Below are 25,222 nucleotides of genomic sequence, written 5' to 3'. Positions count from 1 at the left end.
CGCGATGAAACGGAAACTGATTATCCATGTCGGAATGGGCAAGACTGGAAGCTCCTCCATCCAGAAAACCCTGCGGGTGGCGCGCCCAACGCTGGAACAGCACGGCATCAAATACCTTGGGCTAATGCTTGAACATCTGTCCTTACCGGTTGCTCAGTACGACTGGCATGTTGTCGATGGCTGGGAGCGGTATACCTGTATGGACAGGGCGCAGGCCAATCGCGAGCTAGCTCATGTGCTACAGTATGCGGCGGACAAGTTACCCCCTGACCTACATACGTTGATATGGTCAAACGAATCACTTTTCGACTGTATTGAAAACGTCGAGCCAGCGCTTAACGCACTTCGGGACCGTTACGATATTCAAATTATCGGTTATATTCGGAGGCCGGATAGCTGGATACTATCGGCTTATTTACAGTGGGGCATCAAACATAAGATCAACTCAGGCCCGATACAACCTTTTCGCAATTGGGTACGGCGAAAACCTTACGTCGTCACGCCTAAGCTTGAAGGATGGAGCAGTTTCGCTGACGAGGCATGTTTCTACAATTTTGATGATATTCAGGATGTCAGCGCTCACTTCGTCGCTAATGTGCTTAGCTTGAAAACGGGTGACATTCCGTCTTTACGTGAAAATGACACTCCGCCCCCGGCCGCGATGGCCCTGTTTGCATACCATAACTCAATGGCTGAAGGGGCGATCTTGCCTGATGAGCTTGAACCGTTGCTTAAAGAGGCTGGACTTTACGAAAAAATGCAAAAGTCTCAGCCCTATAACAAACTTCTACCAGTTGAAAGTGATGTGGCCAGTTATGTAGAACAGTGTCAGGGCGAGGTTGATAAAATTAATAAGATTTTTGAGGCGAGCGGTCAGGCCCGTTTTGATCTGACTACGCTAAAATATAAAGATTATAGTTCAACTCCATTGGATACTAATCGTGCTTTGTTTAAGGTTATTTATCATTTATATAAAGAAATTGAGTTGCTTAAAAGTAAAATGAATGAAGATTAGTAATATTAGATGGGTGTGGCGTCAGAATTCATGAGAATGTAAGAATTAGTTTGCCTTTTTTAATAATATTCTGAGTTTAAAAATGAAACGTCTTGTAATACATATAGGAATGCATAAAACTGGATCTTCTTCTATCCAGGAAACATTTTGTTCAGCAAAGTTCAAAGATCTAGAATATTTGAACTTAGGCTCGCCGAATCATTCGGGGTTCTTCGCAACTCTTTTTTGGGAAAATCCAGAGAATTATCATGGAAATATAAAGGCAGGGCGTTCTTTAGAGGATATACGAGCACTGAGGACTGAGTACAAGGATCTATTGTTAAGTCAGATTCGAAGCTCTACTAAGAATAATGTGATGATATCGGCAGAGGACCTATCTCATCCCGGTGGTATAGACAGGGTGCGCAGGTTAAAGGAATTCTTCGAACCATATTTTGATGATTTTAAAGTTTATGCTTATGTCAGAACTCCTGCATCGTATATGGAAAGCGCTTTCCAACAAATGGTAAAAGGCGGTATTGGATTCTTAGACCTTAACAGAGTGTATCCGCAGTATAGATCTAGATTCGAAGTATATGATCAAGTATTTGGCGAGGAAAATGTAACACTTATTCCCTTTGATAAGAAGCTATTCCATGAAGGTGATGTGGTACTAGATATTGCGTATCGGCTAGGAGAAAATATTTCCAAGGAAGAGGTGGTTCGTGTTAATGAAAGCTTATCTCTCGAAGCAACATCTTTGATGTATGTCTATCGGAAGTACGGACCAGGTTACGGATCTTATAAAGGCGCGACACGTGATAATAATAGGCTGATTAGTGCGCTTCGTGCTATCGGAGGGTCAAAGCTTAAGTTTCATAAGGAACTTGTCGAACCTATACTTGCTAAAAATTTGGGAGACAAATTATGGATAGAAAATCGAATAAATTATAGTTTTCAGGAAGAACTTTCGGAAATAGATTTTGCTATACGTTCAGAGAAAGATATTATTGAAATCGCAAGATCACAATCTGGAAATGTTAGTAAAGTTTTGCAAGATATGGTAGGTAATAATCCTCAGGCTGAAATTGTTGCGAAGCTTATTGATGCCGTACGCTACTATATATCTGGAGCCGCATCGCCAAATCAGTCTGTTACATCTGAGTCAGAGTCCTATGTATCGTCAGCGCTAAATAATGTTCTAGATAAAGATAATGTAGCCCCTCCAGTGGTTTTTCGTGAGCTTGCTATTGCGTTGGAAAAAAGTGGTGATTTTAATAAAGCGAAAAAACTTGTTGAAGTTGGACTTAAAGTCAACCCAAATGCTCCAGGACTAAGAAAGGTTTATGAAAGATTGATAGGTAAGTGATTGTGAGTTTTTCATAAAAATTAATATTTAATTTACTGATTTTAATATTTATTTCTGTTTGGGAGCTAAGGGCGTGAATGTTTTAGTAATGACTATGGTCTATAATGAAAGCTATTTCATACATAAATGGGTTGATTATTACTCTAAGCAGGTTGGTTTCGAAAATTTATTGGTTTTAGATCATGGTTCTGATGATTTTTCTTTAAATGGCTTAAATGAAAAAATCAGTCGAATGCGCTTGCCTCGTGAAAAGGGAATGAATGAAATTCGTCGAGCTAGATCAGTGACTAGAATAATGCAGGCTATGCTTCAATATTACGATGTGGTCATTTACTGTGACGCAGACGAGATTATGGTGGCTGATCCAGATAAATACACTGGTTTAGTTGATTATTTTCGCCGTAATAGGGAAGAAAGTATGTCGCCTATTGGTTTTAACTTGGTCCAGAAGCTTTCTCGTGAAGCTGAACTAAAACACGATGAAAAAATCCTTACCCAAAGACGATATTGTTCATTTAGCGCAGCCATGTGTAAACCAATTATAAACCGGAAGCCGAATAGCCTAGGACAGGGATTTCATTCGTCAACTGCGTTTCCTACGATTAAATCCGACTTGCTATTGCTCCATTTGAAAGATTTTGATTTGAATGTTCGCCTTGAACGCCAGAAAACTCTAAGAAGTATCGAATGGGATCGTGAAAGACACCCGGATGGAACTGGTGCGAAACGATGGCTATGGGACGATGAAGAAATACGTGCGGTTTTTTCAAAATTCGACAATAGAGAAGATGAAGTAATTTTGGACGTAGAAGTTGCTAATGATATAGCGTCCAATGCTCAGAGAAGTATTGTTGAAAATTCTGCAGCACTGGGGCCTGCTTCAAAAAAACAAAAGTTTTATCAAGTTGATAAATCTATACAAAGAGAATTAAAAGATCGATATTTTGTGTTGCCAGATAAATACTCTGAGGTTTTCTAGTCCTATGGAAATAATATAGTCTGGGTTATTAATTGGTCTCTTAAAATTTAAAACTATGTGCTCTTGATAGGCTATGCTGCACCTTAAATATAAAAGTTCCTTCGCCTGAACGCCTATGGTACAAAAAATTCGAATCGTCGAATTGTTAAATCGCAACGGTAAACTCACGAGTAACAGAGTAATGTTTTAAGAAAACGGTTAGAAAATTTATAGAGTATTTTCAATCTTTGTAGATTATTATACTGGCGTGGCTGAGAGCGTTCGTTGTCGATAGGATTTTTGGTTTGGAGGGGGAGTATTTCGGTGCATCTAGATATTACTAAATTATAAATTTTGATATGCATATATACTCCCTGAAGGTGCTTTTTATTTCGATGATTTAATTGGTATTTAAATTATATTAATCTAAATCAGAGCGTGTTTTTATTGGATCAGCGAGGCTGCCGATAAAAATAAAGTATTTCTAGTGTTATTATATAGGAATAATAAAGCAATATATCTGGTTTTTTATATTTAGGTTTTTGATTTTGAGATTTTTACGTTGTGATTAAGCGATTTGTACGAACGAAAAAAAAAGGTCTTGATATACAGCGAATTTCACAAGAGGCTTATGTTTCACCTTTGACTGATAGAGAGCGAAAATTATTGGCTAAAGTTCAAATTTCTATAAATAAGTTTTCTTTTGAGTCAAGAGAAAAACCATTATTCTTTATACATATACCAAAAACAGCCGGTACAAGCTTTCGAAAAGCTGCGGAAGATTATTTTGGCTTCCAAAATGTTTGTTATGACTATTCGGCCAGTTCTGAAGAAACTTCATTATTAGTGAAAAAACACATTTATCCAAATGAAGATTACCTTGGCCTACAAGCAGGGTTAAGTGAATTTGGGATATGTTTTCTAAGCGGTCACGTTCCTGTTAATAAATATGTTTACCTGTTGGGTTTACGTCAGTCTATAACCTTTTGTCGTGAACCTATTCAAAGGGTTATTTCCGAATATAATCATTTTGTGCGTCACAACGACTATGAAGGTGACTTGCCTTCCTTTTATCGTAAGCCACAGTTTATTAATCGTCAGTCCAAGATGCTTCAGGGTATCCCCCTTGAAGCCTTAGGATTTATCGGTTTAACGGAAGACTATGAGGTTGGTCTGTCGCAATTGAATTCCTTTTATGGTATGGCAATTGAATCTCGGGCGTTGAATAAGGGGCGTAGAGAAACGGATAAGACCTATCAATTGCCTGTGGAGCAGTTGCAGGAAATGGAGCTACTTAACAGCCAAGATATTACGCTCTACCAACGAGTAGTTGTACTCTACCATCAGCGCCTTAAGTTGTCTGTGCAAGGCTTACCGTACGTACACGGAGCTATTCAAGAGGTTACTTCTAAAGGTGTTAGAGGTTGGGCGTGGTATGCGCAAGGGGAGAAAGCGGTACAGGTAGAGATCTTGGCGGAGGGGCTTAAATTGGCCACGCTAGAAGCCAATGAGCTCCGTCCTGGCTTGTTGCACCTGTCACCTCCACGGCAAGGCTACGTCGGTTTTCGTTATAACTTTACCAAACCTTTGGGGGCAGGTGTTACGGTTTCTGTTCGTGTTGCTGAAACAGAACAGATCCTGGGTCAGCAAGAGGTGGTGGTTGCGTAATGACAAGTCCGTTTTGTGGTGCTGCTCACTAACCAAAAAAGTAACCTCCCTTGCTAAAAGCTTTATAACTGCCACTTGATGAATAAATTATCCCACGATACTTACAGCACCGATCGCTGGTATCTGATCGATGCCCACCTGCCTGCAAACTACACAACTATTAATGTTTGGGCCGTGATCCAGTTTGCTACCTATGAGCGTCGAATTCCTCTTCCGGCCAGCTTTAAAGGGCGTGTATTTGAACTGCTGCCCCGCCCGAAAGCTTCCCATAGCTTGAGCATTGAGGCTGAATATGAGCATGGCCCATTATCTACAGAGAGTTTTGATCTGCAGGTTGTTTCTGGGCCGGTTGCCTGGTACTGGTTGGGGCGCCGTATTTTCGCGATGTTACCGAAAGTGGAAGTCGCTCAAGCTGAACGCCTGAAGCTTAGCTGGCGCAAGGTGCTTTCGAATCCGTTCAGTGTCTATCGTTTACTTGGAAGCCTACGCTACCACTTTCCTGCGCCCGACTATAAAGAGTGGCGAGCACACTACTGGTCGTGTGCAGATGATGTTAAACGTCGTCTGGACCAATACCTGAGCCACAATAGGTTAGATCAAGCTGCTGTTCCGGTGCTGGTCGATGCACGCCAATTTGGCGAGCGGGAAGGGCAAGGGCAAGGGCAAGATTTGACACTCAAGCCAGTATTTAACAGTTTACGTAATTCTGTAAGAGATCAAATTGGACTACGAACCTCCGTTCACGTGCTAACCGAAGAAGATGATCATTGGCCTGTTGGCGACTCGGATGGGTGGGTGCTCTTTATACAGCCTGGTCACAGGCTGGAGCCCTGGGCATTGGCATGGATGTTGATTGAGGCAAATAAATACCCGGATGCCAAACTGATTTATTCTGATCATGCCTATTTACAGAACAATGAAATACCCTGCGACCCTAACTTCAAGCCGGATTGGTCACCAGAACTGCAGCGTGCGAGTCATTACGTGGGTGATTGTGTATTTATTAAGGCCTCGGAACTGGCAGCCGTCCGTGATCGCTTGGGCTACATGCCTAGGGCCTACGAGTTAGTACTGGAGGTAGGCAACTTTTCGAACGAGGAACAGATCCGGCATATTCCGGCTGTACTCTGGCATCAGACCGGTGAGAGCTCTAAGGCCTGTCCTGAGCAGCTAAGTGCGCACTTGGAACGTCACAACATTGATGCCCAGGTGATCCGTGATGGTCGTGATCAAGTGAGGGCGTGCTACGGTTTACCAACTCTGCGGCCAAAGGTCAGCATTATCATCCCCACTCGTGATATGTTGCATTTTTTGCAGCCCTGCGTGAACAGTATACTGGAGAAAACCACCTGGCTTAATTATGAAGTGCTGATTCTCGATAATCAGAGCAGCTGCGCAGATACGCTGGCGTATATGACGGCATTGTCGTCAGATTCACGGGTTAGGGTCCTGGCTTATGATCGTCCGTTCAATTTCTCAGCAATCAATAATTTTGCAGTAGAGCATGCTGAGGGTGATCTGGTCTGTATGCTCAATAATGATACTGAAGTGATCAGCCCTGACTGGCTGGATGAAATGGTTTCCCACCTGTTGCAACCCGGTGTAGGGGCTGTCGGGGCCAGGTTGTATTTCAGTGATGGCCGGGTTCAGCATGCGGGTGATGTGATTGGCCCTGGCGGATGTGCCAATCACCTGCACGGCATGCTCGAAGCGGATGATCCGGGCTATATGAACCGCTCGATTTTGCCGCAGGAACTGTCAGCCGTTACGGCAGCCTGTCTTTTGACAACCCGCAACTTATATCGAGAGTTAGGTGGCCTGGATGAGCAGAATCTGACCGTAGCCTTTAATGATGTCGACTTTTGTTTGCGTATTCGTGAAGCTGGCTATCGAGTGGTATATACCCCTTATGCGGAGCTTTATCATCATGAATCGGTATCGCGGGGCAAGGATGATAACCCTGAAAAACAGGCGCGGGCTAAAAGGGAGGTACAGTACATGCGCGAACGCTGGGCCGACGTGATTGAACGGGACCCCTTTTATAACCCGAACCTTAACTATGCAAAGCCCGACTTCACTATTGGCAAGTATCCGCGTATTGACTGGCCTTGGTAGTGCGTGAATGACCTGGCTTCTGGTTGAGCAGGGCGAAAACCCCAGCAGTGACTACTTCGTTAAGCCTCTACTTGAGGGGGGGGCTGCGCGCTCTTGCAGCCTGAATGCGCCTGTTGATTCGATTAGCGTTGAGCAGGGTATGGATCTCGTGTTTGTCCGCTACCTGACTCCCCAATGGCGACTCTGGGTCGAGAAGCACCGCGCTTCGCTCGGGCGCTTGGTCTTTTTCATGGATGATGACCTTTTCGACCTCAGCGCGCACCAGGGGCTGCTTCTTCGTTACCGCTGGAAACTCTATCGCCTTGCGACACGCCATAAAACCTGGTTGCGCAAAATGAATGCGGAACTTTGGGTATCAAACCAATGGCTGGCCGACAAGTATGCAGATTGGAGACCGCGCGTATTGAAGCCGCAGTCTTCCTATACAGACTGCCTTCCTCAAAATACCTTTTTCTATCATGGTTCCGCCTCGCATATGAAGGAGATCCGTTGGCTGTTGCCCGTGGTAGAGGAGGTGCTGCAGCGGGACGCATCCTTCAGTTTCGAGCTGATCGGCAATGCCGAAATTCGTAAACTGTTTTCCCATTTGCCTCGTGTCCATATTCTTCAGCCGATGAGCTGGACAGCCTACAAGTCCCTGGTGAGCCGGCCGGGACGTGCTGTGGGCCTTGCCCCACTGCTACCTAGCTCGTTCAATCAGGCACGTTCCGCGACCAAGTTTTATGACATCACTCACGCAGGTGCAGTGGGTATCTACGCCGACCATCCCGTATACCAGTCGCTTGTGCAACATGAACAGAATGGTTTGTTGCTGCCGATGGAGCCTGAAGTCTGGGCCAAAGCTATTATCGAGCTTGGTAACGATTCGAATCGCCGCCAAACTTTGCTGACGCACGCCAGGAAGCTAATGTCTGATTAGCTGTTCAGGCCGCTGATAGGTTGCCTGACAGGTCAACATAGGGGGCACTCTCCATTGTTTATGTTCTGGTCCGTGTACTTATGAGGTCTTCCTTTAAGAGGGCTGCTGCCTCGATATATTTGACCAAGCGTTAACCCCATGGGACGCTGGCGATATCTGTGTCCTGTTTAATTCAGAATTAAAGGTGTTGTTGTGGAATTGATTCCAGCGCTGACTCCCGCTTATTTTCAGTCGAAGACTGACCCCAATGAACCTTCGGAGCGCGTAAGCTTCGGTACCTCCGGCCACCGTGGTTCGGCCTTAAAATCGACCTTTAATGAAGCTCATATTTTGGCTATCAGCCAGGCAACGGTGGATTACCGTCAGGAACAGGGTATCTCTGGCCCTCTGTTTATCGGCATGGATACCCACGCACTGTCTCAACCAGCGTTCGAAACGGCGCTTTCGGTGCTGGTAGCTAACGATGTGCGTGTGATGGTCGATGCGGAGGGCGGCTTTACACCGACACCGCTGGTTTCCCGTGCCATCCTGGCGTGGAATGAAGGCCGATCTGCAGATTTGGCGGATGGTCTGATTATTACACCATCCCATAACCCGCCTGAAGATGGTGGCATCAAGTATAACACTCCTGACGGTGGACCTGCGGACGCTGCGGTAACCGGTTGGATCGAGAAGCGTGCTAACGAGTTGCTGCAATCGGGTCTTGAGGGTATCCAGCGTCTGCCATTCGATGAGGCTCGGCAGAAAGCTGAGCAGTACGATTATGTGGGCGAGTATGTGGCGGCACTGGCGTCAGTCATTGATATGGACGCGATAAAGGCGGCCGATATTCACATCGGTGTCGACCCGATGGGCGGTACCTCGCTGGCAAGCTGGGATGCGATAGCGGCGAAGTTTGGCCTTGATGTCGAAGTAGTTAACCGTGAGCAATCGCCGGATTTCGGGTTCATGCCGCCGGATCACGATGGCAAGATTCGCATGGATTGCTCCAGTACAGCGGCGATGGCTAACCTGCTGAAGATTCGTGAGCGCTTTGATCTCGCATTCGGTAACGATCCCGACGCGGATCGTCATGGTATCGTTGACGCCGGCGGGCTGATGAATCCCAACCATTACCTCGCTGTGTGTATCGATTATCTGCTCTCGCACCGGCCCCAGTGGTCATCGGGCCTGGCAATCGGTAAAACCCTGGTATCTTCCTCAATGATCGACCGGGTTGTCGCAGGTCAGCAGCGGGAGCTTTATGAGGTACCGGTGGGCTTTAAGTGGTTTGTGCCTGGTCTGCATGGCGGTAAACTTGCTTTCGGTGGTGAAGAGAGTGCCGGTGCCAGTTTCCTGACTCGCGATGGCAAGGCGTGGAGCACAGATAAGGACGGTATTATCCTTTGTCTGCTGGCGGCGGAGATCCTCGCTGTAACCGGGAAAACGCCGTCTCAGTATTATGCGGAGCTGACCCAGCGTTACGGTGCGCCGGTCTATAAACGCATCGACAGTCCGGCCACTGCTGAGCAGAAAGCGAAGCTGAAAGCGCTGACATCCGAGGATGTCAAGGCTGACACTTTGGCGGGCGATCCAATTATCGGCTGCTTTACCGAAGCTCCGGGTAACGGAGCTGCAATCGGTGGGCTTAAAGTCGTTACTGAGAATGGTTGGTTTGCGGCACGCCCCAGTGGCACTGAGGACCTGTGCAAGGTCTATGCAGAAAGCTTTAAGGATGAAACGCACCTGGAAGCTATCCTCAGCGAAGCGCAGCTGCTGGTAGGGTGAGGCGCTGCCTATAGTGTGCTTTGTGTTATGCGCTCTGGTTTTGCATCGTGAGGTGAAGAGCGGAGCGTAGTTATCTTCGATTGGCTTCCTGGAGAGAGGAATGCAGCAAGCAAAGTCGGTAATCGGTCGCGTTTTGCGTTACCCGTACTGGTTCATCGAGCTTTTTACCTGGGCAAAAAGCTTTAAGCAAAACCCGATCATCGGCAGTTACTGGCTTAATCGCTGCGGGCTACATGTAGCCCGCGTCGTGGTGTCTCAGGGGCTTTTCCGCTTCCGTCTGTTGCTGTTGGCCCCATTGGTGGCGAATGAGGATCGACGGGCTTTTCTACGTAATGGTTATATCCTCAAAAAGAACTTTCTCGAGCCTGAGCAGTTTGCTCGCCTGAAGTCGGAAGCAGAGGGCTATCAGGGATTGATCCGTGAGTTCGTTGAGGGAACTACACTGACCCAGCGTGCCTTTCTGACCCAGGATAAACGCGCAGACCTGCCGGCCATTAGTGCGTTTACGGATGGCTCGCGACTGGATAGGTTGATGCGTTGGGCTTCATCGAAGAACCGGCCGCCGTTTTTCTTCATCGAGAACCTCTGCAACCACGCCAATGTGGTTCCTCAGCCGGACCCGCAAAGGGATTTTCATACCGATACTTTTCACCCCTGCGTAAAAGGCTGGCTATTTATCGATGCAGCGGATAATCGCAACGGGCCTCATGTGTATGTGCCGGGCTCTCACCGCCTGACCTGGCGGCGTTTGAAGTGGGAATACCGTGAAAGTCTGGAAGCTTCCAAGCAGGGTGAAAGACGACAGCCGGGACGTTATTGGGACGGCTCATTCCGTGCTAGTGAGGCAGACTTGGTTGAAATGGGATTCAAGCCGCAGGCGCTGCATGTGCCGGCAAATACGCTGTTGATTGGAAACGTCTATGGATTCCATCGCCGTGGCGTCGCGGAACAGCCCAGTCGGCGTATGACTATCTGGATGCAGTCCCGGGATAATCCCTTTAATCCGCTGTTCACCCCTTTTCCTCGAGCGACGGCCTGGTTGTTTGAAAAGGTCTGGCAGCGAGAGCTGGAAAGCCAGGATCCCAAGAAAATCGCGGCAGGTACCCAGCGCAACCAGACAGGATCTTTTGATCGAGATTGCGTTAACTGAGTATGCGAGTAGGTTTCATGGTAAAGGGACTGGGCCAGACACCCTGGCTGGCCGAGTTTCTTGAGGCGCCCTGCGCACGTATATCTGCGTGGACAAAGTTTTGTAGGTTCACACATATCGCAGGCTGGGGCTTAAAGCCCAGTGCGAGCAGGGCCAGAGAGTATGCCGGCAAACTGGGCGTACCCTTCATTTCGTTGGAAGACGGTTTTTTGCGCTCTCTTGGACTGGGGGTTGACGGCGCTCCTCTCCATAGTCTTATCGTTGACCGTAGTGGTATCTATTACGATGCCACTCGTCCCTCCGATCTTGAAACGCTGATACGCGAGCAGGCGCTGGACCCGATTCAACTGCAGAGGGCTGGTGATTGCATCGATATGTTGAAGCGCTATCGCCTCTCCAAATATAACCACGCGCCAGATCGACCGCCGGCTAAACTGGAAACCAAGCAGTCCAATGTCTTGGTCGTGGATCAAACAGCGGGTGATGCCTCCATAGAGTACGGCTTGGCCAGCGCAGCCTCCTTCAGCCAGATGCTTAATGCGGCTGTTGCCGAAAACCCGGGTGCTGACGTGCTGGTTAAGGTGCATCCGGATGTGATTGCTGGCAAAAAGCAGGGGCACCTGCTGGAGCAGGCGAGCGCCTTGGGCTGCCGCTTGATAGGGGATGACTTGAATCCCTGGGCATTACTGGATCTTGTAGATCGTGTCTATGTAGTGACCAGTCAGTTCGGTTTTGAGGCGCTGCTGGCGGGCAGGACAGTGCACTGCTTTGGCATGCCGTTCTATGCGGGTTGGGGGCTTACGTCTGATCGGCAGGCCTCAAATCGGCGAAGTGTTTCACGCAGTCTTGAAGCCGTATTTCATGCTGCTTATCTGCAGTACTGCCGCTATATCAACCCCTACACCGGGCGGCGTTGTGGGTTTGAGGACACGGTTGCGCTGATCGCGGATCAGAAGAGGGCGCGGGACAGGTTTGCAGGTGACTGGGATGCTGTCGATTTCGCGGGCTGGAAGCGGGCGTTTATCGGACGCTTTCTCGGGCCGGGTGCAAAGGTTGAGTGGAAGCAGAATGCTTCGGAAGTTGCAGCACCTAAGGTGTTGGCCTGGGCCTCCAAGCTGGATTCGGATCTGATTGCCCACTGCCAGAAGGGAGGGCAAGAGCTCTGGCGAATGGAGGATGGATTTGTCCGTTCCGTGGGCCTGGGGGTGGACCTGATCGATCCGCTGTCGCTGGTGATGGATTCACGGGGGATCTACTACGATGCATCCGCTGCCAGTGATCTTGAGCAGATGCTCGAGCATGACGAGTTCTCGCCGGATCTGTTGCAGCGGGCTGCGGCATTAAGGCAGCGTCTTGTTGAGCTGAAGTTGTCCAAGTACAACGTGGGCAACCAGCACCGATTGAGTCTGCCGAAAGATCGCAGAATTGTGCTGGTGCCAGGACAGGTTGAAACCGATGCCTCCATACGTACCGGCTCGCCCAAGCTGCAGACCAATCTTGAGTTGCTCCAGGCAGTCCGAGAGTGTTGTCCGGATGCCTATATCATCTATAAACCCCACCCGGATGTGCTGGAAGGTGCCCGCAAGGGAGAAGTGCCTGGGCAGGAGTATTTCGATCTGGAAGTGAGAGATCTGGCGATGCCTGATCTGCTTGAACAGGTGGATGAGGTGCATACCCTGACCTCGCTGACAGGCTTTGAAGCCTTGTTGCGAGACATCCCGGTTCATACCTGGGGCCTACCGTTCTATGCCGGTTGGGGACTGACCCAGGATCATGTCGCCTGTCCGCGTCGTACCCGTAAAGGGTCGCTGGATGAACTGGTAGCGGCGACGCTGATTCAATATCCGTTATATGTGGACCCAGACAGCGGGGATCAGATTAATGCTGAAACCGCTGTGGATATCCTACAACGGCAGCGCCAGGAGAAGAGGAAAACAGCACTCAGAACTCACGTCTGGCGCCGGATTCGGAAACGGGTTTAAAGCGCGTCAAACGGAAACACCATCGGCGTCAGAATAAGCACCGTTGCGCTGTACAGCAGGCTCACCGGCAAACCTGTTTTCAAATAATCAGATAAGCGGTAACGACCTGGTGAATAAACCATCAGGTGAGTCTGATAACCGAACGGGATTAGAAAGCAGGCGCTGGCGCCGTAGGCTACGGCCATGATGAAGGGCATGGGATCTGCGCCAAATGACTGGGCGGTGGAGAGGGCGATGGGGAATGCCAATGCGGCGGCTGCGTTATTGGTGACCGTTTCCGTTAATACCAGCGTCAGCAGAAAAATACCGACGAAGGCTGCATAGACGCCATAGCCGTTGAACAGCGCCTGCATCCCTTCAGCGACCAAGCTTGCAGCGCCTGATGCGCTCATACCTTTGGCGATAGTTAGTGCCGAGCCGATCACCAGAAACAGTTCAAACGGGAAACGACGTCTCATTTCATTAACGCTAAGTAGCCCTCCCAGCAGAAAAAGGCCAAGCAGGCAGAGAAGTGCTTCAAAAAGGGTTGTAATGCCTACTGATGCGCTCAGGATTGCAGCGGCGAAGCCTCCAAGCGCAGCCAGGCTCTGTTTCATACTCAGGCGAGGGCGTTGTAAGGTTCCGCTCAGCAGATGAAAGTTTCGGTCCAGGTTTCTATGCTGGCTAAAGTCGCCGCCGACAGCGAGCAGCAGGCTGTCACCCACACGCAAAGGTATACGTCCCAACTGTCCTTCTAGTCTACGCTCTCCGCGCCGAATCCCGACAACGCCAGCGTTGAACGTCGTGCGGAAATCCATGTCCTGTAGCGTACGGTTGGCAAGTTCCGATTCATTGGAGATCACCACTTCTACCAGGTTGCTGGCGAGCAGGTCGTCGGCATCCTCTCCCATCAGCTTCAGGCCCTGAAAGCGTTGAAGCGCCTGTACCTTGTTGACCTCTCCGGTAAATATCAGCAGGTCTCTGGCCTGGACTATCTCTTCGGGCGTTACGGGACTTATCAGGCGTCCGTCGCGCTCGATCTCCAGTAGAAACAAACCGTCCAGGTTACGCATCGCATTGGCTTCAATGCTTTGGCCCACCAAGGGGGAATCGTCGTCGACCTCGGTGGTCAGGAAATAAGACTGGCGGCTATCCCGGCTTGTGGTGCTGTTGTTGGGCAGGCAGCGGGCGCTGAGCATCAGCGCGGCCAGGCAGACCAGGGCAACAGGTATACCCACAACGCTGAATTGGAACATGCTGAGTTCCGGTAGCCCCGTATCTACGGCAAAGGAGCTGACCACAAGGTTGGTAGAGGTGCCCACCAACGTGGTAATTCCGCCCAGTATAGAGGCGTAGGACAGGGGGATCAGCAGTCGGGAGGCTGGAATGCGTGTCTGGCGGGACAGGGTGCCCAGAAAGGACGCGACAATCGCAGTATTGTTGAGAAAGGCTGATAGCACCGCGCTGGTGGCCATCAGCTTAAGCAGCGCGGACGACTGGCGACCGGAAATGATCTTGTTGGAGATCTGGTCGAGTAGTGGGGAGCGCTCCAATGTCAGTGAGATCAGCAACAGCAGGATAAGGGTGGCTAGTGCCGGGTTGGCAAAGCTGCCGAGCAGTTCGGGTAGATCGACAAGTCCGGTGAGTAGGTAGGCGCAGGCAAGAGTCACAAAGGCGGTTGCAGGCTGTATACGGCCACTTGCCAGCACTGCAAGCAGGCCAGCAACCGATGCAAGAACTCCCCATTCCATTGCGTTACTCCCTGAATACCGACCTTAAAAGGTTGAAATTCTATAGAAAGCTTTAATAAACTGTCCATGTAAATAACGGTTTTTTAATATTGATTTGTTTTTAAATCCTTTTAAAACAATATATTAAAGAGGTTTTTACTATTAAGGATTTAGCGCCGAAGAATCTGGAGCAGGCTCGGATTAGGGCTGTTCAGCTTCGTATATCAGGCTATACCCTGGCGGAAACCTCTGCCCAGACAGGGCTCTCTGTGCCCACGATCACCAAGGTTTTCAAGGTGTTTGAGAGCGGTGGATGGGCGGCGATCAAACCTGCTCCACGAGGGCGAAAGGCGGGAGAGGGGAGCGGGCTCTCTGCGGAGCAGCAGCAACGACTGCGCGAGGGGCTGCTGCAACCGCCGTTAACGGGCCTATGGAGTCGTGAAGCGGTGGCTAAAGAAGCCGAAAGGCTGTTTAGTGTGCAGATCTCCGAGCGCGCCGTATCGCGATTGCTGCAGGAGTGGCATCTGGACTGCCCGGCGCTGAAGGTGCCTAAACCCAAGGGGGTGCGTAATCCCGCTGCGCGCTGGTACCGGCAGGATTATGAGCCTTTGCTGGAGTGGGCTGAGCGGCATCAGGCAAGCCTGCTGCTGGCCAACTGCCAGCCGGCGCGCCGTTCCCCCGATACGTTTCAGTTTTACCTCCAGACCTCTCTGCGCAAACAACTTTGGCTGGAGAGTTCGCACTGGCCCACCGAAAACTGGTTAGTCGAAGTGATGGAACGATCACTTGCGGAGCAAAAGATGCCTTTGGCGCTATGTCTCATGGGCCTTGATCTCCGGCGCGCCAGTCAGTTTAAGGCTTGGCTTGACCAACATAAAACCCAGATCAATTTGATTGCAGTGCCGCCAGAGGTGGAACTGTGCTCTTCCTGACTTTAGATACTGATTTAGATAACCAAAGACTGGTTGAAGGAACTCTATGTCTCTTACACATTTGAAGCGCCTGGAAGCGGAAAGCATCCATATCATGCGCGAAGTGGTGGCAGAAGCGGAAAACCCGGTGATGCTTTACTCCATCGGCAAAGACAGTGCGGTGATGCTGCACCTGGCCATGAAAGCGTTTGCGCCGTCCAAGCCTCCGTTCCCTCTGCTGCACGTGGATACTCGCTGGAAATTCCGCGAAATGTACGAGTTTCGGGATCAGATAGCCAAAGATCTCGGCCTGGACCTGATTGTCCACGTCAACCCGGAAGGCGTTGAGAAAGACATCAACCCCTTTACCCACGGTTCCGCTTTGCATACCGACATCATGAAGACCGAAGGCCTGAAGCAGGCTCTTAATAAGTACGGTTTCGATGCAGCCTTTGGTGGTGCTCGTCGTGATGAAGAAAAGTCCCGCGCCAAGGAGCGTATCTTTTCCTTCCGTACCGCTCAGCATCGCTGGGATCCCAAAGGTCAGCGGCCTGAGCTGTGGAAGCTGTACAACGCGCGCAAGCAGAAGGGCGAGAGCATGCGCGTATTCCCGCTGTCCAACTGGACTGAGCTGGATATCTGGCAGTACATCTACCTGGAAAACATCCCCATCGTACCTCTCTACTACTCCGCAACGCGCCCCGTGGTCGAGCGCGATGGCACGCTGATCATGGTGGATGATGAGCGTATGCCGCTGAAAGAGGGCGAGGTTCCGACGATGCGTAAGGTGCGCTTCCGTACCCTGGGCTGTTACCCGCTGACCGGTGCTGTCGAGTCCGAGGCCGACACTCTGCCGTCAATCATTCAGGAGATGCTCCTGACCAAAACCTCAGAACGCCAGGGCCGTGTGATCGACCATGATTCCGCCGCCTCCATGGAGAAGAAAAAGCAGGAGGGCTATTTCTGATGGCACACGTATCCGACCTGATTTCCAGCGATATTGAACAATACCTGAAACAGCACGAAAACAAGGGTCTGCTGCGCTTTATCACCTGCGGCAGCGTGGACGACGGCAAGAGCACACTGATTGGCCGCCTGCTGTTTGACTCCAAGATGCTGTTTGAAGATCAGCTCTCCGCGATTGAGGCTGACTCGAAAAAATACGGTACCCAGGGCGAAGAGATTGACTTTGCGCTGCTGGTGGATGGTCTTGCTGCAGAGCGTGAGCAGGGGATCACCATCGATGTGGCTTACCGCTTCTTCTCCACCGACCGTCGCAAGTTCATCGTTGCCGATACCCCGGGGCATGAGCAGTACACCCGTAACATGGTCACCGGTGCTTCTACTGCTGATGCCGCGATTCTGATGGTTGATGCACGTAAGGGCATCCTGACTCAGACCCGTCGTCACAGCTTCCTGATGTCGCTGATCGGTATCCGCCATATCGTGGTGGCGATCAACAAGATGGACCTGATGGACTACTCCGAGAAGGTCTTTAACCAGATTCGCGACGAGTACCGCGAATTCGCCAAGCAGCTGGATCTGGATGAGATCACCTTTATCCCGATGTCGGCGCTCAAGGGCGACAACATCACTGCGCTGAGCGACAGCACTCCCTGGTACCATGGCACGACGCTGATGGGATTCCTGGAAACCGTTGAGGTGGATGATGACCGCCTGCAGCGTAATCCCTTCCGACTGCCGGTGCAGTGGGTTAACCGCCCGAACCTGGACTTCCGTGGGTTCTCTGGAACTCTGGCCAGTGGTGTGATCCGCCCGGGTGATGAGATCCGTGTTCAGCCCTCCGGTAAAACCAGCCGTGTGGCGAGCATCTACACCTATGATGGCGAGCTGGATGAGGCCGTTGCGGGCCAGTCCGTTACTCTGACTCTGGCTGATGAGATCGATATCTCCCGTGGTGATGTAATCTCAACCACCGAACAGCCAGCACAGACGGCAGAGCAGTTCGAAACCACCATCGTATGGATGCATGATGAGCCGCTGTTACCGGGTCGTCCATACCTGCTGAAACTGGGCACCCAGACAGTTACCGCTACTGTTACTGCGATTAAATACCAGGTGAATGTAAACACCCTGGAACACACCGCGGCCAAGAACCTGGCGCTTAACGGTATCGGCATCTGTAACATCAGCCTGGACCGGGCGGTCGCATTTGACCCGTATAAGGAAAACCAGGATACCGGTGGCTTCATTCTGGTTGACCGTATGAGCAACAATACGGTCGCCGCCGGCATGATCCATTTCTCCCTGCGTCGTAGCCAAAACATCCATATGCAGCATGTGGATGTGGACAAGGCTGCTCGGGCGATTGCCAAGAATCAGAAACCAAGCGTGCTCTGGCTGACCGGTCTTTCCGGCGCTGGCAAATCCACTATTGCCAACCTGGTGGAGAAAAAACTCCATGCCATGGGCCATCACACCTACCTGCTCGACGGTGACAACGTCCGCCATGGCCTGAACAAGGATCTCGGCTTTACCGATGCAGACCGCGTTGAAAATATTCGCCGTGTGGCTGAGGTCGCCAAGCTGATGGTGGATGCGGGTCTTATCGTGATCACCGCCTTTATCTCTCCGTTCCGCTCCGAGCGTGCCATGGCGCGCGGTATGGTCGAGGATGGTGAATTTGTTGAGGTATTCGTGAATACGCCGCTGGAAGTGGCGGAAGATCGTGATCCGAAAGGTCTGTACAAAAAAGCGCGTCGCGGTGAGCTGAAGAACTTCACCGGCATCGACTCCGCCTACGAAACACCGGAAGCGGCCGAAGTTGTGCTGGATACCACTCGCTGCACGGCTGAAGAAGCTGCCGATCAGGTAATTCGTCAGCTGCAGGCTCGCGGTATAGTGCCGGAGCTCTGAGCTTTAATGTATGAACGATAGCGGCCCTATAATGTCCGGGCTGCTGTCAGGAATAGCAGGAATTGAAGATGACCGATATTTCACTGCCGGTACTGATGGACCAGGTAGAGCAGATCGCCCTGCAAGCGGGCGAGGCGATCATGGCGATCTACAGCCGTGAATTCACCATTGAAGAAAAAGAGGACAAGTCGCCTCTGACCGAGGCCGACAAAGCAGCCAACAGCATCATCGTTGCTGGTCTTGAAGCGCTGCCGGTTTCTATCCCGGTACTGACCGAAGAGGCGGTTGAGGCTTTTAACGGTGCAGATGGTAACGGCCGCTATTGGCTGGTAGATCCTCTTGATGGCACTAAGGAGTTCATCAAGCGAAATGGCGAGTTCACCGTCAACATTGCCCTGATCGAGCGGGGGCGGCCGGTGTTGGGTGTGGTCTATGCACCCGCACTGGATGTCACCTATCTGGGTGCTGAAGGCGTCGGCGCTTTCAAGATTGAAGCTAAGAGCGAGCGTCAGCCGATCGAAGTTGCCGTGCATGCCGATGCTACCGCGTGGCGCATCGTAGGCAGTCGCTCCCATGCCAGTCAGGATACTCTGGACTGGCTGAAGCCGCTGGGTGAGTACGAGCTGGTTCCCATGGGCAGCTCGCTGAAGATCTGTCTGGTCGCCGAGGGCGCGGCAGACTTGTATCCGCGCCTTGGCCCCACCTGTCTTTGGGATACGGGGGCGGCCCATGCAGTGGTAAACGCTGCGGGTGGTTCAGTTGAAACTCCAGAAGGTGTGGTGCTTGGCTATGCAAACACGGCTGAAACCCTGAACCCCTGGTTCGTCGTTTACGGTGGCAGCCGACCCTAATCGGTCATCTATCGTCACTATCTATCGGCGCTGAAAAAGAGGCTGAACTCCATCGGGTTCAGCCTCTTTTTTGTTTCCTTGGCAGGAGCTACGACACTGTCGTGATCGCCCGCCGTGGTTTTAAACAATCGCCATACCGGGTTCATCGGCACGGTGTTGTTGTGCGCTCTACGTGCGTGTCGTTAGTAAGAGAATCTATCGGGGGAGAGGGTGACGACCGATGCTTACACTGGCTGAACTATACTCAAACTGATCGTATGCACCCGAACGGGAGGTTGATCATGTTCAGAATCAAAACCGCCTGCGCCACCGCTCTACTGGCGGCTGCACTTTCGGCGCCGGCTATGGCAAGTCACTGCCCGATGGACGCGAAGGCGATTGAAACAGGCCTTGCGAATATGGAAGTGAGCGATGATACACGCAGCAAAGTCATGCAACTGCACGATGAGGGGATGGCTGCACATAATGCGGGTAACCACAGCGAAGCAGAGCATAAGCTGGCTGAGGCGATGCGGATGCTGTTGAACTCCACCGCTATGTGAGACCCCAGCGAGCCGATGCTGGTAGAGCTGCTGCATTAGTTAAAACTAGTCAAAACAAAGCCGTTCCCCATCCGGGAGCGGCTTTTTCTTTTCTGGCCGCTGCCCGTTAGAAAAGACTGCATTTGCAGCGTGGACAGAAGCAAAGTTGAGCATAAATAAAAAATATCGGTTTATGGTTTGACAGGTATGCGATCCGTAGGTATAGTTTGCCCACGTTGATGCGGGGTGGAGCAGTCTGGTAGCTCGTCGGGCTCATAACCCGAAGGTCGTTGGTTCAAATCCAGCCCCCGCTACCAAATTTAAGAGAGGCAGATCAGCTACTTAGCGATCTGCCTTTTTTATTTCCTGTATATGCGGGCCTGCTCTTTGGCCGTCTCCTGTTTCCCCGGCTCTTGTTGATAAATTCTCGCCTTTACCAGGCAGGCCTCACCGAAACTCCGTCTGTGGATACCTATCCGTTTTTGCTTCACGCCTCGTCAATTGACGCTTCTGGCGCTGCGTTGGGTCTTGGTAGCATAACGGTTCGGTTTCGTCCTTCACGTTTAGCCTGGTAGAGCGCCTCGTCAGCACCACAGATTGTAGTGTAGATGTTTGCCGCATTGCCGCTGGCAACACCGATGCTTAGGGTGATTGGTTCTCCCGAAGGAAGAAGTGACAGCTTTTCGACCTTCAGTCGCAATGACTCGGCGATAGCCAGTGCCCGTTCAGGGCTGACGGCGCTCAACAACAGCAAAAACTCTTCACCCCCCCAGCGCACAATCAGGTCGCTAGCGCGTACGTTTTCTTCAAGGCATCGAGCCACGCCAAGCAGAACCTGGTCGCCACGCTCGTGGCCGAAACGGTCGTTGACCTGCTTGAAGTGATCGATATCGATCATCAGCACTTCCAATGGTGTCGCCGGCTTTTGCAGTGTCAGCCATTCGGCGAATAGCATTCGGTTACCGACCCCGGTAAGCGGGTCTCTGCTGGCTACGCGTTTTAATTCCTGGTTGGCTATCTCCAGCGCAGCAGTGCGCTCTGCCACGAGGAGCTCCAGGTCTTCATTGGCTTTCTCCACTTCGCGCGATGTCTGTTCTAGGCGCTGTTCAAACTCCTTACGCATGCTGATGTCGCTTATACTGCCGACCATGCGGCTGGGCTTGCCGTCGGCATCGTATTCCATGACTCTCCCGCGGTCGTAGACCCAGATCGCTTCGCCGCCGCCGATCAGCATACGGTGTTCGTGGCTGTAGTGGCCGTTTCCGTCGAGCGCTTCCTGAATGGCGGCCATAACATCGTCGCGATCCTCCGGGTGGAGGAGGCCAGACAGAACGTCCATGTGGTGCTCGGACATCTGGTCATCAAGGCCAAGCAGCTCGCACCATTTGGCGTTGTGGGTAACCCGGTTGTTCGGGATGTCCCAGTCCCAGATGCCGACGTCGGCGGCGTCCATGGCGTAGGAGTAGCGCTTTTCTTTCTCCTTAATCACCTGGTGGGCTTTGGTCAGTTCGGTAATGTCGTGGGCGATGACCAGGATACGATCACTGCCGTCGGGCCCCTTGAGCGGCTTTTTTATCGACTGGTAGTAGCGTTCATCGCCGGTGATCGAGTCGGTTGAGTGTTCGTAAACAACCTGGGTTTCACCAGAGCGCATGACCGACTGCACGTTCTTCAAGTAGAAGTCGACCTGTTCCCGGTTTGGATTGAAATCGGCGTCGCTCTTGCCAACCATCTCGTCTGGCGTGGAGTTATATAGCTTTGCCAGGGTGTCGTTGCAGAGCAGGAAGTTTCCTTCCCAATTTTTCAAAATGATGATGTCGGGTGACTCGTCGATCACCGTGCGAAGCAGGCTCGTCCCCTCGGCATGAAGAAGCGGTTCATCACTGATGGGAGTACGGGGGCCGCGTGCACCGCAGCCGCTACAGCCCAGGAAGTGCGTTTTATCGTCCCATTGTTGGATCTGCAGTGCAGAAGCTCCACAGTAGGAGCAGATCTGTTCGGCGTTTCTCGATGCTGTATTCAAACCTGGCTCCCTGGCGAAGCATTAAGCGTACTTCAGTCTATCTTAATATTCCTTTCCGGATATTTCTTGTGGGTTTTGTGGGTGAATGCTTGGTTTTGGTGTTTTGGAGGGGCAGGGCGGGAAGCCGATCTGTTGGTCGCAAAAAGATCGGTTATGAGGGTGCATCTCGTTTGGATAAGGCCAGCCCCAGGCTGGGGCGGCCTTGGTTGATAACCAGCAGATGCTAGTTATTCATGACCATAACGATCTCCGGTACGCCGATAATCAGAGCCACGACGACCAGGTCTGCCACCAGGAAGATCGCCACCCCCTTGAAGATATCCACCAGTGAGGCGTATTTACCCGCCACACCGCGGATGACGAAGATGTTCATCCCCACGGGCGGAGTGATCATGCCGATCTCCAGTAGCTTCACCAGCAACACGCCGAACCAGATCAGGTTAATGTCATAGACCTCGAAGATCGGCAGCAGCACCGGCAGGGTAACTAGCATGGCGCCAAACGGCTCCATGAACAGGCCCAGGACCAGGTAGATAGCGACTACCACGATCATCAGCTGCAGATACGAGGGATCCCAGCCGGATACGGCGGAGGTCAGCACGTCGGCGATACCGCTGAGGCTCAGGAATAGCGTAAACATGCTGGCGCCGATACCGATAATCAGCAGTGACGAGGTGGTCGCCAGGGTTTCCAGGAACGCTTTTTTCGCGCTGGTCCAGTCCAGTTTGCGTACGGCGACCGAGAGTAGCAGCGCACCCGCCGCGCCGACCGCACCGGCTTCGGTCGCGGTAAAGAAGCCGCTGAACATGCCGCCGAATACCAGTAGTGCCAGCAGCAGAACCGGCCAGACATCGAGCAGGGCGCGGGTTGGATCTATATTCTCAGCGTCCTTAGCTACGCGCGGCACGATATCAGGACGCAGCCAACTGACGGCCAGAATAATCATGGCGTAGCTGATGGCCGTGAGCAGGCCGATGGTGATACCGCCGAGGAATACCTGGGTAATCGAGACCTGGGCAAATACGCCGTAGACGATCATCAGAATGCTCGGGGGAATCAGTGCGCCGATGGTGCCACCAGCGGCGATGGTGCCGCAGGCAAAGCTGGGTTTATAGCCGCTTTTGACCATCTCTGGAATGGCAATGCGTCCCATGGCGGCAGCGCAGGCGACACTGGAGCCGCAGACGGCGGCGAAGCCCGAGCTGGCGAATACGCTGGAGATGGCGATACCGCCGGGCAGCCAGCGGAAGAACACCTTGGCGGCGTTGAAGAGGCCGGAGGTCAGGCCAGAGTGGTAGCAGATGAACCCCATCAGCAGAAACATAGGCACTGCGCTCAGGGTCCATTTGGAAACAAATTCGTAGGGCTTGGAAGCCAGCAGGCTGATGGCGGTGTCCCAGCCGAACATCAGGCTGATACCGCCGAGCGATACGGAGATCAGCGCCAGTGCGATCGGAATCCGTACCACCAGCAGAACGATGAGCAGTGCTAGCCCTGCAAAGCCGATTTCGATACCCATGGTCCGGTTACTCCTCTCGATCCTTGGTAAACAGCAGCGGGATGCGGGCCAGGGTGACCAGCGTGGACAGGCCAAAGGCGACCGGCAGAATCAGGTAGGTGGGCCAGACTGGCATAGGGAAGTTTAGCGACATGACGTAGGAGCCGATATCGTACTGCTCCATCGCCTTGTCCCAGGTGGCGACGGCGAGGATGGCGTAGACGCTGGCGGAGAACAGCGCCACAAAGCTGTCAACAACGCGCAGACCGCGACTGCCGAACAGGCCGCTGAACGCTTCCACAAAAATCATGCTGCGTTTGCGCTCAACCCAGGCCAGGGGTAGCAGTGCCAAGGTCACCATGTAATAGCGGGTGACCAGTTCCTGGGTGGCGGGAATCGATACGGAGATAGAGCTTCTCAAAAAGATATCCAGCGTGATGTGCACCATCATCGCCAGAATGCCCAGGGCACCGAGAAGCGCCACGCCCTGAGCTGTGCGATCAAGCCAACGCTCTAGCAGTTTCATAACAGCTCTCTTGGATAATAATGGGGGCAAAGGGCGGAAACCCGACGGCAGGTCGCCGGGCTTCCCGGTTGAGATAGGTCAGATACCGTAGGTGCTGAAATCGACCTTCGCCCAGATCTCGCTGTTCATCGCATCAGCGACGGCGGCAGGATCGTTGTTGGCCGCTTCGGCGATACCTTCCCACTTGGTCACCAGCTCCTGGAAGCGAGCGAGCTTGGCGTCAGCATTTTCGATGCCGTAGCGCTCGCCAGCCTGTGACGCTGCTGTCTTCAGATCTTCCTCAACGAACGCCTGGGTGGCGTCGATCAGAGCCTGGCTTGGCTGCAGCACTTCAACGCCCGCTTTGGCGGCCATGCCCATGCCCTTGTCGGAGATGGTTGCCCAACGGTCGGTGCACAGTGTGCTGGCCAGAGAAGAGACCTCGATCAGTGCCTGGCGATCCTCGGCAGAGAGGCTCTTCCAGGTGTTCAGGCTGACCGCGTGGGAGATGTCGGAAAAGAAGGTGCCCAGCGGCACTTCGGTGACGTACTTGATCGCATCGTCGAGACGGAAGGAGACGATGTCGGCTGTGGACGCCAGAGTGCCGTCGATAACGCCCTGGGACAGGGCCTCGAACTGTTCGCCGACCGGGATGCTGGCCGGTGTTGCGCCCATGGCTTCAGCCCAGCGTGAATACTGAGGGCCGCCGGCGCGCAGACGCAGGCCTTTCAGATCTTCAAGTTCGGTAACCGGCTTGTTGCTGAGAATCTGGTAGATATTGGTGGAGTGTGCAGAGGTAAACACTACGCCCAGCTTTTTCAGCTCCGCCTGACAGTCTGCACAGGTAACGATGTATTCGGTCAGGGCTGCGCCCATGGCCTGAGGGTTCGCGCCGAGAAAGGCCATATCGCCCACCAGGTTGAACTCAGTCAGGTCGGCCGGGAAGTAGGCCGACAGGAACAGGCCTGCATCGACCAGACCGCTTTTGATGCCGGTGCGCATCTCACTCAGGGAGGCGATCTCCGGGCCGAGTAGTTTGGCGGTCAGGCGCCCATCGGTGGCTTCAGGCAGCTTTTCCTGCAGGGTGGTATAGAGTGGATCGGTAGCGGGGTGGGCTGGCGGAACGCCCGGTGCAACACGCAGTTCCTTGGCGGTAACCGCCTGGCCGTAGCAGGCAGCCAGACCTATAGCGATGGCGATGCCTTTGGTAAGGCTCTTTTTCATAGTTAGCATTTTTGGACCCTTATAATTATTAGATTTGCCGTATTTGCTGCAGACCCCGTCCTTCGCTGTGTGTGGTGTGCGCGCACGTTTACCGAGGAATGCGGGTACCATAATAATTATAGATGACGATTGTATGCAATAAAATTTGTTTAGTGGACAACATACCTTGGTTCGCGCTAGA

At 52.0% G+C, this 25,222-nt stretch carries 19 protein-coding genes and 1 tRNA gene; 15 read left to right on the top strand and 5 right to left on the bottom strand.

The window, feature by feature from the left end; genetic code table 11:
- Positions 1–4 precede the first annotated feature (4 nt).
- From C4S72_RS12490 to C4S72_RS12450, 9 genes are all read left to right on the top strand, one after another.
- On the top strand, positions 5–1,015 hold the full coding sequence (locus C4S72_RS12490) for a hypothetical protein (RefSeq protein ID WP_104003448.1): 1,011 nt from the start codon (positions 5–7) through the stop codon (positions 1,013–1,015).
- An 82-nt stretch (positions 1,016–1,097) separates the two neighbouring features.
- Positions 1,098–2,363 carry a hypothetical protein gene (locus C4S72_RS12485; RefSeq protein ID WP_146071907.1) on the top strand — a complete coding sequence of 422 codons (1,266 nt, stop codon included), beginning with the start codon at positions 1,098–1,100 and terminating at the stop codon, positions 2,361–2,363.
- A gap of 73 nt (positions 2,364–2,436) precedes the next feature.
- Positions 2,437–3,342: a glycosyltransferase family 2 protein gene (locus C4S72_RS12480; RefSeq protein ID WP_146071906.1), complete on the top strand. Its 906-nt coding sequence runs from the start codon at positions 2,437–2,439 to the stop codon at positions 3,340–3,342.
- Between the two features lie 543 nt (positions 3,343–3,885).
- Positions 3,886–4,989 (top strand): sulfotransferase family 2 domain-containing protein, encoded by a 1,104-nt coding sequence (locus C4S72_RS12475; RefSeq protein WP_104003445.1) that lies wholly within the window; start codon positions 3,886–3,888, stop codon positions 4,987–4,989.
- A gap of 78 nt (positions 4,990–5,067) precedes the next feature.
- Entirely contained in the window at positions 5,068–7,104 is a 2,037-nt protein-coding gene (locus C4S72_RS12470) for a glycosyltransferase family 2 protein (protein WP_104003444.1), read from the top strand.
- A 7-nt stretch (positions 7,105–7,111) separates the two neighbouring features.
- Positions 7,112–8,023 (top strand): glycosyltransferase family protein, encoded by a 912-nt coding sequence (locus C4S72_RS12465; RefSeq protein ID WP_104003443.1) that lies wholly within the window; start codon positions 7,112–7,114, stop codon positions 8,021–8,023.
- 201 nt (positions 8,024–8,224) lie between these two features.
- Positions 8,225–9,790 (top strand): phosphoglucomutase (alpha-D-glucose-1,6-bisphosphate-dependent), encoded by a 1,566-nt coding sequence (gene pgm / locus C4S72_RS12460; RefSeq protein ID WP_104003858.1) that lies wholly within the window; start codon positions 8,225–8,227, stop codon positions 9,788–9,790.
- 100 nt (positions 9,791–9,890) lie between these two features.
- Positions 9,891–10,940, top strand: coding sequence for a phytanoyl-CoA dioxygenase family protein (locus C4S72_RS12455; RefSeq protein ID WP_104003442.1), 1,050 nt, complete (start codon positions 9,891–9,893; stop codon positions 10,938–10,940).
- Positions 10,941–10,942: 2 nt separating this feature from the next.
- Positions 10,943–12,922, top strand: coding sequence for a capsular polysaccharide biosynthesis protein (locus C4S72_RS12450; protein WP_104003441.1), 1,980 nt, complete (start codon positions 10,943–10,945; stop codon positions 12,920–12,922).
- On the opposite strand, the gene C4S72_RS12445 is transcribed toward C4S72_RS12450, so the two are convergent.
- Positions 12,919–14,652 carry an SLC13 family permease gene (locus tag C4S72_RS12445; RefSeq protein WP_104003440.1) on the bottom strand — a complete coding sequence of 578 codons (1,734 nt, stop codon included), beginning with the start codon at positions 14,650–14,652 and terminating at the stop codon, positions 12,919–12,921. The genes C4S72_RS12450 and C4S72_RS12445 overlap by 4 nt on opposite strands.
- Positions 14,653–14,756: 104 nt before the next feature.
- Between C4S72_RS12445 and C4S72_RS12440 the strand changes: the two genes are divergently transcribed.
- From C4S72_RS12440 to C4S72_RS12415, 6 genes are all read left to right on the top strand, one after another.
- Positions 14,757–15,563 carry a helix-turn-helix domain-containing protein gene (locus C4S72_RS12440; RefSeq protein WP_104003439.1) on the top strand — a complete coding sequence of 269 codons (807 nt, stop codon included), beginning with the start codon at positions 14,757–14,759 and terminating at the stop codon, positions 15,561–15,563.
- Positions 15,564–15,609: 46 nt separating this feature from the next.
- A complete protein-coding gene (gene cysD, locus C4S72_RS12435) occupies positions 15,610–16,509 on the top strand; it encodes a sulfate adenylyltransferase subunit CysD (protein ID WP_104003438.1) in 900 nt (299 codons plus the stop codon).
- Entirely contained in the window at positions 16,509–18,419 is a 1,911-nt protein-coding gene (gene cysN, locus C4S72_RS12430; protein WP_104003437.1) for a sulfate adenylyltransferase subunit CysN, read from the top strand. Before cysD ends, cysN begins: the two co-directional genes overlap by 1 nt.
- Positions 18,420–18,487: 68 nt before the next feature.
- A complete protein-coding gene (cysQ, locus tag C4S72_RS12425) occupies positions 18,488–19,270 on the top strand; it encodes a 3'(2'),5'-bisphosphate nucleotidase CysQ (RefSeq protein ID WP_104003436.1) in 783 nt (260 codons plus the stop codon).
- A gap of 281 nt (positions 19,271–19,551) precedes the next feature.
- Entirely contained in the window at positions 19,552–19,812 is a 261-nt protein-coding gene (locus C4S72_RS12420) for a hypothetical protein (protein ID WP_104003435.1), read from the top strand.
- A 219-nt stretch (positions 19,813–20,031) separates the two neighbouring features.
- Positions 20,032–20,108, top strand: a tRNA-Met gene (locus tag C4S72_RS12415).
- Between the two features lie 170 nt (positions 20,109–20,278).
- Here C4S72_RS12415 and C4S72_RS12410 read toward each other — a convergent pair.
- The 4 genes from C4S72_RS12410 to C4S72_RS12395 all read right to left on the bottom strand — a co-directional run bounded on the left by C4S72_RS12410 (position 20,279) and on the right by C4S72_RS12395 (position 25,050).
- Entirely contained in the window at positions 20,279–21,814 is a 1,536-nt protein-coding gene (locus tag C4S72_RS12410; RefSeq protein WP_104003434.1) for a sensor domain-containing diguanylate cyclase, read from the bottom strand.
- Positions 21,815–22,037: 223 nt separating this feature from the next.
- Entirely contained in the window at positions 22,038–23,333 is a 1,296-nt protein-coding gene (locus C4S72_RS12405) for a TRAP transporter large permease (RefSeq protein WP_104003433.1), read from the bottom strand.
- A gap of 7 nt (positions 23,334–23,340) precedes the next feature.
- On the bottom strand, positions 23,341–23,838 hold the full coding sequence (locus C4S72_RS12400) for a TRAP transporter small permease (RefSeq protein WP_104003432.1): 498 nt from the start codon (positions 23,836–23,838) through the stop codon (positions 23,341–23,343).
- A gap of 78 nt (positions 23,839–23,916) precedes the next feature.
- Complete coding sequence (locus C4S72_RS12395; protein WP_235009135.1) at positions 23,917–25,050, bottom strand: C4-dicarboxylate TRAP transporter substrate-binding protein; 1,134 nt, start codon at positions 25,048–25,050, stop codon at positions 23,917–23,919.
- Between the last annotated feature and the right edge of the window lie 172 nt (positions 25,051–25,222).

Origin of the sequence: Marinobacterium lutimaris (assembly GCF_900108065.1) — a bacterium.
GTDB classification, from domain to species: Bacteria; Pseudomonadota; Gammaproteobacteria; order Pseudomonadales; family Balneatricaceae; genus Marinobacterium_D; species Marinobacterium_D lutimaris.
This window is presented reverse-complemented; position numbering and strand designations above follow the sequence as displayed.